The sequence below is a fragment of the Streptomyces sp. NPDC001348 genome (assembly GCF_053597535.1).
Genome location: NZ_JBSFIK010000061.1, coordinates 1 through 13,764, shown reverse-complemented (window position 1 = coordinate 13,764; position 13,764 = coordinate 1). Strand labels below are relative to the sequence as shown.

The window sequence follows — 13,764 nt, the reverse complement described above, 5'->3', positions numbered from 1 at the left end:
TTCCAGCCTAGGCGGGCGCGGCGCGCTCAGCCGCCGTACGCGCCCGAAGCCGTCAGCCGCAGGGCCGTGTCGATCAGCGGGACGTGGCTGAAGGCCTGCGGGAAGTTGCCGACCTGGCGCTTGCGGCGCGGGTCCCACTCCTCGGCGAGCAGGCCGAGGTCGTTGCGCAGGGACAGCAGCTTCTCGAACAGCTTGCGGGCCTCGTCCACCCGGCCGATCATCGCGAGGTCGTCGGCCATCCAGAACGAGCAGGCCAGGAAGGCGCCCTCGTCGCCGGGGAGGCCGTCGACTCCCTCGTGCTCACCCGTGGTCGGGTAGCGCAGGATGAAGCCGTCCGGCGTGGACAGCTCGCGCTGGATCGCCTCGATGGTGCCGATGACCCGCTTGTCGTCCGGCGGGAGGAAGCCCATCTGGGGGATGAGCAGCAGCGAGGCGTCCAGCTCCTTGGAGCCGTAGGACTGCGTGAAGGTGTTGCGCTCCTTGTCGTACCCCTTCTCGCACACGTCCCGGTGGATGTCGTCGCGCAGCTCGCGCCACCGCTCGAGCGGGCCGTCGGCGTCGCCGGACTCGATGAGCTTGATGGTGCGGTCGACCGCGACCCAGGCCATGACCTTGGAGTGCACGAAGTGGCGGCGCGGGCCGCGCACCTCCCAGATGCCCTCGTCCGGCTCGTCCCAGTGGTCCTCCAGGTAGCGGATCAGCTTCAGCTGGAGCAGGGACGCGTAGTCGTGCCGGGCGAGGCCGGTCATGTGGGCCAGGTGGAGGGCCTCGGTGACCTCGCCGTACACGTCCAGCTGGAGCTGGTGCGCGGCGCCGTTGCCGACCCGGACAGGGGCGGAGTTCTCGTAGCCGGGCAGCCAGTCCAGCTCGGCCTCGCCCAGCTCCCGCTCCCCGGCGAGCCCGTACATGATCTGCAGGTTCTCCGGGTCGCCGGCGACCGCCCGGAGCAGCCACTCGCGCCAGGCGCGGGCCTCCTCCCGGTATCCGGTGCGCAGCAGGGAGGACAGGGTGATCGCCGCGTCACGCAGCCAGGTGTAGCGGTAGTCCCAGTTGCGGACGCCGCCGATGTCCTCCGGCAGGGAGGTCGTGGGGGCGGCGACGATGCCGCCGGTCGGGGCGTAGGTCAGGGCCTTCAGCGTGATCAGCGAACGGATCACCGCCTCGCGGTACGGACCGTGGTACGTACAGTGCTCGACCCACTCGCGCCAGAAGTCCTCCGTCGCCGCCAGCGACTGCTCCGGCTCCGGCAGGGCCGGGGGTTCCTTGTGCGAGGGCTCCCAGGAGATCGTGAACGCGATCCGGTCACCGGGGGCGACCGTGAAGTCCGCGTACGTCGTCAGGGACTTTCCGTATGTCTCCGCCTCCGTGTCGAACCAGACGGAGTCGGGTCCGGCGACGGCGACCGTACGCCCCTCGTGCTTGTGCACCCACGGCACCACCCGGCCGTAGGAGAACCGCATCCGCAGGGCCGAGCGCATCGGCACCCGTCCGGTGACGCCCTCGACGATCCGGATGAGCTGCGGCGCCCCGTCACGCGGGGGCATGAAATCCGTCACGCGGACCGTGCCGCGCGGGGTGTCCCACTCCGACTCGAGGATCAGCGAGTCGCCCCGGTAGGTGCGCCGGGCGGCCGTGGGCGGCTGGGCGTCGGCCGCGTGGGCCGGACCGAGCCGCCAGAAACCGTGCTCCTCGGTGCCCAGCAGGCCGGCGAAGATGGCATGCGAGTCGAAGCGGGGCAGGCACAGCCAGTCCACTGTCCCGTCCCGGCAGACCAGGGCAGCGGTCTGCATGTCTCCGATGAGTGCGTAGTCTTCGATGCGCCCGGCCACGTGCAACTCCAGTCGAACGGCCACGTCGCCCCCCGGCAAAATGGGGGCTGTCGCTGATGCGGTCAAGGGGTCGTTGTTGTGCGTCGTTGAGCGGTGAAGCAAAGCAGTCCGCCGAGCCCTGAGGCAAAACGACAGTCTTTGCTCAACGAACTGACGAGCTCTCGTTGTTCCGGTGCCTACGGGCGGGGGTGGTGCCGTGTTCTCCGGACCTGCTCGGCAGTGAGTGTCCGAGCAGGATACGACGCACGTAGATGATCTGCGTGCCGCTCCCCGCAACCCGTGTGAGCCGAACGAGTGAGCCATGGGTGAGAAACCCGTGGTCGCCGGGCATCCGTGTCGGCCCGTACGCGGAGGGTGGCCGGACGCCATCGCGCCGCGGCGCTGATACCCTGGTAGCCCGTGGACCGGTGGGCACGAAACCCCCGAACCGCAGCGACGGCGCCTCCGGGAGAGCACCCCGACTCTCCGGGCCGGCTGCCGCAACGCAACACAGACCGCGACCACGGGAGCCCCCTCTTGGCCATGCCGCCCGCTGCTTTTCGATCCAGCTCAGCCACGACGACCAAGCACATCTTCGTCACCGGGGGTGTCGCCTCCTCTCTCGGCAAGGGTCTCACCGCCTCCAGCCTCGGCATGCTGCTCAAGGCCCGCGGCCTGCGCGTCGTGATGCAGAAGCTCGACCCGTACCTCAACGTCGACCCGGGCACCATGAACCCGTTCCAGCACGGTGAGGTGTTCGTCACCAACGACGGCGCGGAAACCGACCTGGACATCGGACACTACGAGCGCTTCCTTGACCGCGACTTGGACGGCTCCGCCAACGTCACTACAGGCCAGGTGTACTCGACCGTCATCGCCAAGGAGCGGCGGGGTGAGTACCTGGGTGACACGGTGCAGGTCATCCCGCACATCACCAACGAGATCAAGCACCGGATCCGGCGCATGGCGACGGACGAGGTGGACGTGGTCATCACCGAGGTCGGCGGCACGGTCGGCGACATCGAGTCGCTGCCGTTCCTGGAGACCGTACGCCAGGTCCGGCACGAGGTCGGCCGGGACAACGTCTTCGTGGTGCACATCTCGCTGCTGCCCTACATCGGCCCCTCCGGCGAGCTGAAGACCAAGCCGACCCAGCACAGCGTGGCCGCGCTCAGGAACATCGGTATCCAGCCGGACGCGATCGTGCTGCGGTGCGACCGCGAGGTCCCCACCGCGATCAAGCGCAAGATCTCCCTGATGTGCGACGTCGACGAGGCGGCCGTGGTCGCGTGTCCGGACGCCCGCTCGATCTACGACATCCCGAAGACCGTGCACGGCGAGGGCCTGGACGCCTACGTCGTCCGCAAGCTGGACCTGCCGTTCCGTGACGTGGACTGGACGACCTGGGACGACCTGCTCGACCGCGTCCACAACCCCGACCACGAGATCACCCTCGCCCTGGTCGGCAAGTACATCGACCTGCCCGACGCCTACCTCTCGGTCACCGAGGCGCTCCGCGCGGGCGGCTTCGCGAACAAGGCCCGCGTCAAGATCAAGTGGGTCACCTCGGACGACTGCAAGACCCCGGCCGGCGCCAAGGCGCAGCTCGCCGACGTCGACGGCATCTGCATCCCCGGCGGCTTCGGTGACCGCGGTGTGCTCGGCAAGGTCGGCGCCATCCGCTACGCCCGCGAGAACCGGATCCCGCTGCTCGGCCTCTGCCTGGGCCTGCAGTGCATCGTGATCGAGGCGGCGCGCAACCTGGCCGACATCTCCGACGCCAACTCCACCGAGTTCGACCCGGCCACCGCCCACCCGGTGATCTCCACCATGGCCGAGCAGCTCGACATCGTCGCCGGCGAGGGCGACATGGGCGGCACCATGCGGCTCGGCATGTACCCGGCGAAGCTGGCCGAGGGTTCGATCGTGCGCGAGGTGTACGACGGCAAGGAGTACGTGGAGGAGCGCCACCGGCACCGCTACGAGGTGAACAACTCCTACCGCGCCGAGCTGGAGAAGAAGGCGGGCATCGTCTTCTCGGGCACCTCGCCGGACGGCAAGCTCGTCGAGTACGTCGAGTACCCGCGTGACGTCCACCCCTACCTGGTCGCCACACAGGCGCACCCGGAGCTGCGCTCGCGGCCGACGCGCCCGCACCCGCTGTTCGCCGGGCTGGTGAAGGCCGCCGTGGAGCGGAAGATCTCGAAGTAACACGAGAGTTGTACGGTGGCCGGGGCGCCGGCATTCAGAACGATCGCGCCCCGGCCGCTCGCGCAGGTGTGGAAGGGACAGGGCATGACGATCAAGGACACCGCCGAGGAGTGGGAGATCCGGGCGACGGAGACCCCCTTCACCGGGAACAAGACCTCGGTCCGCACGGACGACGTGGTCATGCCCGACGGCTCGGTGGTCCGCCGCGACTACCAGGTCCACCCCGGCTCCGTCGCGGTCCTCGCCCTGGACGACGAGGACCGTGTGCTGCTCATCAAGCAGTACCGCCACCCGGTGCGGCACAAGCTGTGGGAGATCCCGGCCGGCCTGCTCGACGTGCCCGGTGAGAACCCGCTGCACGCCGCCCAGCGTGAGCTGTACGAGGAAGCCCACGTCAAGGCCGAGGACTGGCGGGTGCTGACCGACGTGTACACCACCCCCGGCGGCTGCGACGAGTCCGTGCGGATCTTCCTCGCCCGCGGCCTGTCGGCGGCTGAGGGGGAGCGCTTCGAGGTCGAGGACGAGGAGTCCGACATGGAGCACGCGCGCGTGCCCGTCGACGAGCTCGTCCGGGGGGTGCTCGCCGGCGATCTGCACAACAACTGTCTCGTCGTCGGCGTCCTGTCCCTGGTCGCCGCCCGCGGCGGCGACGGGCTCGACGCCCTGCGCCCGGCCGAGGCGCCGTGGCCGGCGCGTCCCTTCGAGTCCTGAACGACCCCTCGACCGTTCTGAACGACTCCTCGACCGTCCTGAACGACTCGCGGGCCCTTCCGGTGTGACGATCGCCTGATCCGATCGGGGGACGTCCCCGCCGCGCTCCTCCCGAACCGTCGCAGAGCGTGAACTAGGCTCTGCGCGAGTGAGCCGAAGGGGCGCGCCCGGTGGGCGCCGGTGTGCGGTGTGGGACGGGAGTGTGGCCCGTGGCGAAGCAGGCGGTGGACACAGACGGCGTGCGGCTGTCCGGCGACTCGGCCGCCAGGGGGAACTTCCTCGGCCGGACACGGGAGTTGAAGGAGCTGCGCGCCGACATCGAGCGCGCGGGCCTGGACACCCTGGCCGGCCGCAAGGCCCCCCGGGCGCGCGTGCTGCTCATCGCCGGCCGCCCCGGCTCGGGCCGTACGGCGCTCGCCGAGGAGCTCGTCCGGAGGGTCGCCGACCGTTACCGGGACGGGGTGCTGCGGGCCCGGCTCAGCGAGCCCGACGGCAGCCCCGTACCCGTCGAGCGCACCGCCCGGGAGCTGCTCACCGCCCTCGGCGCGTCCTCCCCGCCCGGAGCTGGCGAGGACGAGCTGTCCGAGGCGCTGCGGGACGCGCTGGCCGAGCGCAGCACGCTGCTCCTGCTGGACGACGCGGCCGGTGCCGAGCAGGTCGACGCGCTGCTGCCGGACACCCCGGACTGCCTGGTCGTCGCCGTCTCCGGCGGACCGCTCACCGGGATCGCGGACGTCCGCCCGTGCACCCTGGGCGGTCTCGACACCAAGTCGGCCCTGGAGCTGCTGACCCGCTGCACCGGCTCCGTCCGCGTCACCGTCGACCCGCGGGCCGCCGAGAACCTGGTCGAGGTCTGCCAGGCCCAGCCCGCCGCGCTCACCCTGGCGGGCGGCTGGCTCGCCGCCCGCCCCAAGATGGCCGTCTCCGACCTGGCCAAGCGCCTGCACGCCGAGGCGGACGACAGCAGCCCGCTGTCCCGGGTCTTCCGGTTCGTCTACGAGCAGCTGCCCGGCCCGGCCGCCCGGATACTGCGCCTGCTCTCCCTGGCCCCGGCCGGCCTGGTCGACCCGCACACCGCCTCGGCCCTGGCCGGCTGCTCGGTCGGCGGCGCCGGTACCGCCCTGGACGACTTCGTCGCCCTCGGGCTGCTGCGGGCGGTGCCCTCCCCGGTGCCGCAGTACGAGGTGCCCGGCTGCCTCCAGCCCCTGCTGCGCGGGCTGGCCGAGACCCAGGACCGCCCGGGTGAGCTCCAGCTGGCCCGGGCACGGATGCTGGAGCGGACCGTGCGGCTGCTGCAGTCCTGCCGGGCGATCACCGAGACGGACCACCCCGAGCTGCGCGAGAAGCTCCAGGGCATGCCGTCCGAGGTGCGCTTCCCCACGCCCCGGGCGGCCGAGGACTGGCTCCGCGCCCGCCGGCCCGCCCTGCTGGCCGCCGCCCGGCTCGCGGTGGCCGACGGCGAGCTGGACACGCTGGCCCGCCGCCTGATGTCCCAGCTGGTCCGGGCCATGGCGGCGCACTTCGGCACCCAGGCGGCCGCTCCCGACCTGTACGAGGTGCACCGGCTGGTCCTGGACGTGGCCGAGCGCCGGAACCTGCCCCGGGAGAAGGCCGCCGCCCTGCTGAACCTCGCCGACGTGGACGCCCGGGCCGGCCGTACCCGGGAGGCGCTGGCCCGCTACCGGGCCGCGCTGGACGCCGGACGGGAGGCGAACGACCCGTACGCGACCGGGCGCGCGATGGAATCCGTAGGAGGTGCCCATCAGGAGCTCGGGGACCACGACCGGGCCGCCGACTGGTTCGGCCGGGCGCTCGCCCAGCGCCTGGCCCGGGGGGAGCGCGCGGACGCCGCCCGGCTGTACGGCCGTATCGCGGGCGCCCACACCTACGCGGGCCGCTACGGGGAGGCGCTGAGGAACTGGCGGGCGGCCGCCGCCGTGCACCGCAAGGACGGTGACATCGCCGCCCACGCAAGGGCGTTGAGCGAAGTGGCACGGGTCCAGGAGTACGCCGGACGGCCCGCGGAGTCGCTGCGCACCTGCCAGGAGGCGGTGGAGTGGGCGCGGCGGGCCGACGACACCCGTCTGCAGGCCGCGCTCCAGCTGCGGCTCGCCGACACCCTGGAGCGCCTCGGCGACCCGACCGCCGCTCGACTGCACCGTTCGGCGGCCGAGCGCATGCTGGGGGAGGGGGCACAGGACGGCCCGGATGACGAGCAACAAGCCGGACCAGCCGCGAGCGCCTGCGAAATCCGCAGTACTTCGACTGAAGATTGATGCAATGAAAGGCTAGACAGTCGGAACGCCTTCATTAAACTGGCTCTGCCGCGTTCCCCTGCGGTGTCTCCCGGTGTGCCCCTGTGTGCCCGGGTATGCCTGGTAATACCCCATACCCTCTGAGCCAAGGACCGTGATCGACGTGAAGGTCGGCATCCCCCGCGAGGTCAAGAACAACGAGTTCCGGGTGGCCATCACCCCCGCCGGCGTGCACGAGCTGGTGCGCCACGGCCACCAGGTCGTCGTGGAGCGGAACGCCGGTGTCGGCTCCTCGATCCCGGACGAGGAGTACGTGGCGGCCGGCGCGCAGATCCTGGAGACGGCCGACGAGGTCTGGTCCGACGCCGACCTGCTGCTGAAGGTCAAGGAACCCATCGCCGAGGAGTACCACCGCCTCCGCAAGGACCAGATCCTCTTCACCTACCTGCACCTGGCCGCGTCCAAGGAGTGCACGGACGCCCTGCTCGAGTCCGGGACCACGGCGATCGCCTACGAGACCGTCGAGCTGCCCAGCCGCGCACTGCCGCTGCTCGCCCCGATGTCCGAGGTCGCGGGCCGGCTGGCCCCGCAGGTCGGCGCCTACCACCTGATGGCCGCGAACGGCGGCCGCGGTGTGCTGCCCGGTGGTGTCCCGGGCGTACCGGCCGGCAAGGCCGTCATCATCGGCGGCGGTGTCTCCGGCTGGAACGCCGCGCAGATCGCCATCGGGCTGGGCTTCCACGTGACCCTGCTCGACAAGGACATCAACAAGCTCAAGGAAGCCGACAAGATCTTCGGCACGAAGATCCAGACCGTCGTCTCCAACGCCTTCGAGCTGGAGAAGGCCTGCCTCGAGGCCGACCTCGTCGTCGGTGCCGTGCTCATCCCGGGCGCCAAGGCCCCGAAGCTGGTCACCAACGAGCTGGTGTCCCGGATGAAGCCCGGAAGTGTCCTTGTCGACATCGCGATCGACCAGGGCGGCTGCTTCGAGGACTCCCGTCCGACCACGCACGCCGAGCCGACCTTCCGGGTCCACAACTCGGTCTTCTACTGCGTCGCCAACATGCCGGGCGCGGTGCCCAACACCTCCACCTACGCGCTGACCAACGCCACGCTGCCGTACATCGTGGAACTGGCGGACAAGGGCTGGGTGGAGGCGCTGCGCCGCGACGCCGCGCTGGCCAAGGGCCTCAACACCCATGAGGGCAAGGTCGTCTACCGGGAGGTCGCCGAGGCGCACGGCCTGGAGCACGTGGACCTCGAGACGCTGATCGGCTGAGCCGGCCGGTCGCCAAGTCGCCAACCGTCAAAAGGCGATACGTCAACAGTGGTCGTCAACGCGGCACACCCGGCCGGACCTTGAAAACGACGAGGTCCGGCCGGATGTGTGTATGGTCACGTGGCTTGCGGTCAACTCGCCTCGAACGTAACCCTTCGACCGATTCGCACACCGGTGAAACCTGCCGTGCGACGGCCGTACGCCCTTGACAGCGGGATGTTTCATTGCCGACACATCCTGCCGGGTCCGGCGGATTGTGTTGCTGCGGACCGCCGACACGCCATAGAGTCGCCAACCGTCGGCATGGTGCCACGCTGACCTGTCTAGAAGTTTCCTGGTCACCAAGGAGGTAAGACGACTTGTGAATGAGTCGACATTTTCTCCCGGGGGTGGTCAACCAGGAATGCCTGCGCGGGGCCAGGGCTCCACGGGGCTCGAGGCTGTCGGCTCCGTCGCTGTCCGAACCTTCGCAGCCCACCAGAGCCAGAGCAGCCCGAACACGGCTCTGTCAGCACACCAGAGCATGGATGGCCATCACGTGAACGCCATGGCCGGCGACGGAAGTGGCGCGCCCCGCAACCACTTCGCCGACTACGACGAACTGCCCGAGGGGCACTTCTACGACCCCGACGCCGAGTACGAGCCCGATCCGGAGTACGCGGCCACGCTCGCGCCCGACGCGGCCAGACAGCGCCGTGAGCGCGTCGGCCCGACCGGACGCCCGCTGCCGTACTTCCCGATCCCGGGCCCGCTGACCGACCACGGCCCCGCGAAGATCATCGCGATGTGCAACCAGAAGGGCGGCGTCGGCAAGACGACGTCGACCATCAACCTGGGCGCCGCGCTCGCGGAGTACGGCCGGCGGGTGCTGCTCGTCGACTTCGACCCACAGGGCGCGCTGTCGGTCGGTCTCGGCGTCAACCCGATGGAGCTCGACCTCACCGTCTACAACCTGCTCATGGAGCGGGGCATGTCCGCGGACGAGGTGCTCCTGAAGACGGCGGTCCCCAACATGGACCTGCTGCCCAGCAACATCGACCTGTCCGCCGCCGAGGTCCAGCTGGTCTCCGAGGTCGCGCGCGAGTCGACGCTGCAGCGGGCGCTGAAGCCGCTGCTGCCCGACTACGACTACATCGTGATCGACTGTCAGCCCTCGCTCGGCCTGCTCACCGTCAACGCGCTGACGGCCGCGCACAAGGTGATCGTCCCCCTGGAGTGCGAGTTCTTCGCCCTCCGCGGTGTCGCCCTGCTGACCGAGACCATCGAGAAGGTCCAGGAACGGCTCAACCCGGAGCTGGAGCTCGACGGGATCCTCGCCACCATGTACGACTCGCGCACGGTCCACAGCCGTGAGGTGCTGGCCCGTGTGGTCGAGGCGTTCGACGACCACGTCTACCACACGGTCATCGGCCGCACGGTCCGCTTCCCGGAGACCACGGTCGCCGGTGAGCCGATCACCACGTACGCCTCCAACTCCGTCGGTGCCGCCGCCTACCGCCAGCTCGCCAGGGAGGTGCTCGCCCGGTGTCACGCCGAGTGAGTCTGCCCGGGGCCGACGAACTGTTCCGTACGACAGGGGGGATGGGGCTGCAGGCTTCCACTCCCCGGCGCCAGGCGGGCGGTGGCGAGGCCCGGGTGCCGGCTCCCGCCGGGGAGAGCGACCCGGCCGCCGCGGCGGAGGACGCGCCGCAGGCCGTCCCCGTGCAGAGCGGTGACGGCGACGGTGCGGAGCACGTGGCGGCGGTCGAGACGGAACCGGCCGAGGCCGGCGAGTCCCGCGAACGCTCCGCGCGCGCCCGGTCGGCGGCGCAGGAAGGTTCTGCCGCCGCCGCGCAGCCGCGCAAGCGGGGCCGCGCCGCGGCACGGCGGCCCAGCGGGCGCGAACGGCACGACGAGAAGATCACGGTGTACGTCTCCGCCGAGGAGCTGATGGACCTGGAGCACGCCCGCCTGGTGCTCCGCGGCGAGCACGGGCTGGCGGTGGACCGCGGCCGCATCGTCCGCGAGGCGGTGGCCGTGGTGCTGGCCGACCTCGAGTCCCGGGGCGAGGCCAGCATCCTGGTACGGCGGTTGCGGGGCCGCTAGGCCGCGTTCCGCTGGGCCGCGGGGCCGCGGGGCCGAACGCCGGAGAACCGGACCGGGGTGGCCATGGCGGGCCGCCGTGGAGGCTTCGGAGTGGCCCGGACGAGTTCCCGGTGTGGTGATCGCCTGGGCGGCGAGGGCCGTTGGGCCGACTCCCGTGGGGAGACTGCTCCTTGGACGCGGGCGTCGCGCCGCGGTGGTGATGCGGGCTTCCACGGGTCGCGGCGCTGCCGGTGGGTGGTGGTCGGCTCCGCGGGCCGGAAACGATAGCCTGCGACGGCCATGACCTCGAACGACGTCCCCGCCCCCGGCGCACGCGCCGGCCGCAGGCGTGCACTCGGACGCGGACCGGGCGCTCCGCGCGTCGAGCCGGGCCCTGACGCGGGCCCCGAGCGTGACGCGCCCGCGGATCCGAACACAGCCGGTGCGGAGTCGGTGCCGGTCGCGGGTTCGCGGCATGCCGGGTTGGAGCTTGAGGCGGGCCCGGGCGTGGAACCGGCGGTTCCGGTAGGCGACGCTGACAGCGGGTCCCGGTCGGAGCCCGAGTCGGGTTCCGAGCGTGGCGCGGCCGCGGAGTCGAAGGCTGCCGGTGCGGAGTCGGTGCCGGTCGCGGGTTCGCGGCATGCCGGGTTGGAGCTTGAGGCGGGCCCGTGCGCGGAACTGGTGGCTCCGGCAGGTGACGCGGATGCTGGGCCCACGCTCCCCGCGGGGGCGGGAGCGGATTCCGGAGGCACGGTCGGGGCGCAGCCCGGACCCGCGTCCGCCGCCGGGGCCGAACCGGCGGCGGACGGCGTCTTCAAGGTTCGCCTGGCCAACTTCGAGGGGCCTTTCGACCTGTTGCTGCAGTTGATCTCGAAGCACAAACTGGACGTCACCGAGGTCGCCCTCTCCAAGGTCACCGACGAGTTCATGGCGCACATCCGGGCGATGGGGCCGGACTGGGACCTGGACCAGACGACGGAGTTCCTGGTCGTGGCGGCCACGCTGCTGGATCTGAAGGCGGCCCGGCTGCTGCCCGCCGCCGAGGTCGAGGACGAGGCCGACCTGGCGCTGCTCGAGGCAAGAGACCTGCTGTTCGCGCGGCTGCTGCAGTACAGGGCGTACAAGCAGATCGCCGACATCTTCAACCAGCGGCTGGAGGAAGAGGCCCGGCGCTACCCCCGTACCGTGGGACTCGAACCCCACCACGCCGAACTCCTCCCCGAGGTCGTCATCAGCATCGGCGCGGAAGGCTTCGCCAGGCTGGCCGTCAAGGCCATGCAACCGAGGCCGAAGCCCCAGGTGTACGTCGACCACATCCACGCGCCGCTGGTCTCCGTGCAGGAGCAGGCCGGCATCGTGGTGGGACGGCTCAAGGAGCTCGGCGAGGCCAGCTTCCGCACGCTCGTCGAGGACACCGACGACACGCTCACCGTCGTCGCCCGCTTCCTCGCGCTGCTGGAGCTGTACCGGGAGAAGGCCGTCGCCCTGGAGCAGGAGTCCGCACTCGGCGAGCTGATCGTGCGCTGGACCGGCGGGGACCAGGACGCCGCCCCGATGGTCACGGACGAGTTCGACCGGCCCCCGGAGGAGCCCGAGGAGGAGAAGAAGACGTGAGCGAGGAGACCACCGACCTCCCCACGGGCCTGCGCACGGTCGCCGACCTGGAGCTCAAGCCCGCCCTGGAGGCCGTCCTCATGGTCGTGGACGAGCCCGCGACCGAGGAACACCTGGCGAAGATACTCCAGCGGCCCCGGCGGCAGATCGCGGACGCGCTCCGGGAGCTGGCCGACGAGTACACCGTGCAGGGCCGCGGCTTCGAGCTGCGCCTGATCGCGGGCGGCTGGCGCTTCTACTCCCGCCCCGAGTACGCGCCCGCCGTCGAGGGCTTCGTCCTGGACGGCCAGCAGGCCCGCCTCACCCAGGCCGCACTGGAGACCCTGGCGGTGGTCGCCTACCGCCAGCCGGTCAGCCGCAGCCGGGTCTCGGCCGTGCGCGGAGTGAACTGCGACGGTGTGATGCGCACCCTCCTGCAGCGCGGTCTGGTCGAGGAGGCGGGCACGGAACCCGAAACAGGTGCGATCCTGTACAGGACGACGAACTACTTCCTGGAGCGGATGGGCCTGCGTGGCCTGGACGAGCTCCCGGAGCTCGCGCCCTTCCTCCCGGAGGCGGAGGCGATCGAGGCCGAGACCCAGGAAGCCGTGCCGTCGTTCGATCCGGACGCCCCGGACCCGGACGACGGTCCAACGACGAACACGACGACGACGGAATTCTGATGCGAAGCAGCGGCAGCGGCAAGAGCGGTGGCGGGCGCGGTAACTACCGCGGCGCCGGGAACAACAGGGACGAGCGGCAGGGGCAGGGCCGGCCCCGCAAGCCACGCCCCGAGGAGCGCCGCTACGACGTGGGTCCCGGCGCCACCCAGGACGGCCCCAAGTCCGGACGGGGCGGCGCCGCACGCGGTGGCGCCAAGGGCGGCCCGAAGAAGCCCCAGCAGGGCGGCCGTACGGCCCCCTCGCGCTCGCGTGAGTACGAGACGCGGGTGGAGGAGCGCAACCGCGAGCGGTACGCGGGCAAGAAGGACGTCAAGCTTCCCAAGACCTTCCCGGGCGCCGAACAGGAGGGCGAGCGACTGCAGAAGGTCCTCGCCCGCGCGGGCTACGGCTCCCGGCGCGCCTGCGAGGAGCTGATCGACCAGGCCCGCGTCGAGGTGAACGGCGAGATCGTCACCGAGCAGGGCAAGCGGGTCGACCCGGAGAAGGACGAGGTCAAGGTCGACGGCCTGACGGTGGCGACGCAGTCGTACCAGTTCTTCTCCCTGAACAAGCCCGCGGGCGTGGTCTCCACCATGGAGGACCCGGAGGGCCGCCAGTGCCTCGGCGACTACGTCACCAACCGTGAGACGCGCCTGTTCCACGTGGGCCGCCTGGACACGGAGACCGAGGGCGTCATCCTGCTCACCAACCACGGCGAGCTGGCGCACCGGCTGACCCACCCCAAGTACGGCGTGAAGAAGACCTACCTCGCGCACATCGTCGGCCCGATCCCGCGCGACCTCGGCAAGCGCCTCAAGGACGGCATCCAGCTCGAGGACGGCTACGCCCGCGCTGACCACTTCCGCGTCGTGGAGCAGACCGGCAAGAACTACCTCGTCGAGGTCACCCTCCACGAGGGCCGCAAGCACATCGTCCGCCGCATGCTCGCCGAGGCCGGCTTCCCCGTCGACAAGCTGGTCCGCACCGCCTTCGGCCCCATCACCCTGGGCGACCAGAAGTCCGGCTGGCTGCGCCGCCTGTCCAACACTGAGGTCGGCATGCTGATGCAGGAGGTCGACCTCTAGAGCTGCGACCGGAAAGGTTTGCCGGGAAGCTCGCGGCGTCCGGTGCGGTGCCTCGCAAGGCGGAGCATCACCCGCGTACTGGATGTACTCGGGTGG

10 protein-coding genes are annotated in these 13,764 nt (G+C 71.1%); 9 read left to right on the top strand and 1 reads right to left on the bottom strand.

Annotation, left to right across the window (positions count from 1 at the left end; all coding sequences use genetic code 11):
* Positions 1 to 26 precede the first annotated feature (26 nt).
* Entirely contained in the window at positions 27 to 1,829 is a 1,803-nt protein-coding gene (locus ACWC21_RS38605; protein ID WP_450889130.1) for a glycoside hydrolase family 15 protein, read from the bottom strand.
* Positions 1,830 to 2,351: 522 nt separating this feature from the next.
* On the opposite strand from ACWC21_RS38605, the gene ACWC21_RS38600 reads away from it, so the two are divergent.
* The 9 genes from ACWC21_RS38600 (at position 2,352) to ACWC21_RS38560 (ending at position 13,668) form a co-directional block, all read left to right on the top strand.
* Complete coding sequence (locus ACWC21_RS38600) at positions 2,352 to 4,019, top strand: CTP synthase (RefSeq protein WP_450889128.1); 1,668 nt, start codon at positions 2,352 to 2,354, stop codon at positions 4,017 to 4,019.
* An 84-nt stretch (positions 4,020 to 4,103) separates the two neighbouring features.
* Complete coding sequence (locus ACWC21_RS38595; protein WP_450889081.1) at positions 4,104 to 4,730, top strand: NUDIX domain-containing protein; 627 nt, start codon at positions 4,104 to 4,106, stop codon at positions 4,728 to 4,730.
* A 209-nt stretch (positions 4,731 to 4,939) separates the two neighbouring features.
* Positions 4,940 to 7,006, top strand: a complete 2,067-nt coding sequence (locus tag ACWC21_RS38590; protein ID WP_450889079.1) for a tetratricopeptide repeat protein — start codon at positions 4,940 to 4,942, stop codon at positions 7,004 to 7,006.
* Positions 7,007 to 7,139: 133 nt separating this feature from the next.
* On the top strand, positions 7,140 to 8,264 hold the full coding sequence (gene ald, locus ACWC21_RS38585; protein WP_450889077.1) for an alanine dehydrogenase: 1,125 nt from the start codon (positions 7,140 to 7,142) through the stop codon (positions 8,262 to 8,264).
* 403 nt (positions 8,265 to 8,667) lie between these two features.
* Positions 8,668 to 9,804: a ParA family protein gene (locus ACWC21_RS38580; protein WP_450889075.1), complete on the top strand. Its 1,137-nt coding sequence runs from the start codon at positions 8,668 to 8,670 to the stop codon at positions 9,802 to 9,804.
* A complete protein-coding gene (locus ACWC21_RS38575) occupies positions 9,789 to 10,349 on the top strand; it encodes a hypothetical protein (RefSeq protein WP_450889073.1) in 561 nt (186 codons plus the stop codon). The genes ACWC21_RS38580 and ACWC21_RS38575 overlap by 16 nt, the downstream gene beginning before the upstream one ends.
* A gap of 279 nt (positions 10,350 to 10,628) precedes the next feature.
* Complete coding sequence (locus ACWC21_RS38570; protein WP_450889072.1) at positions 10,629 to 11,942, top strand: segregation/condensation protein A; 1,314 nt, start codon at positions 10,629 to 10,631, stop codon at positions 11,940 to 11,942.
* A complete protein-coding gene (scpB, locus tag ACWC21_RS38565) occupies positions 11,939 to 12,604 on the top strand; it encodes an SMC-Scp complex subunit ScpB (protein WP_450889070.1) in 666 nt (221 codons plus the stop codon). The genes ACWC21_RS38570 and scpB overlap by 4 nt, the downstream gene beginning before the upstream one ends.
* On the top strand, positions 12,604 to 13,668 hold the full coding sequence (locus ACWC21_RS38560) for a pseudouridine synthase (RefSeq protein WP_450889068.1): 1,065 nt from the start codon (positions 12,604 to 12,606) through the stop codon (positions 13,666 to 13,668). Before scpB ends, ACWC21_RS38560 begins: the two co-directional genes overlap by 1 nt.
* Positions 13,669 to 13,764 lie beyond the last annotated feature (96 nt).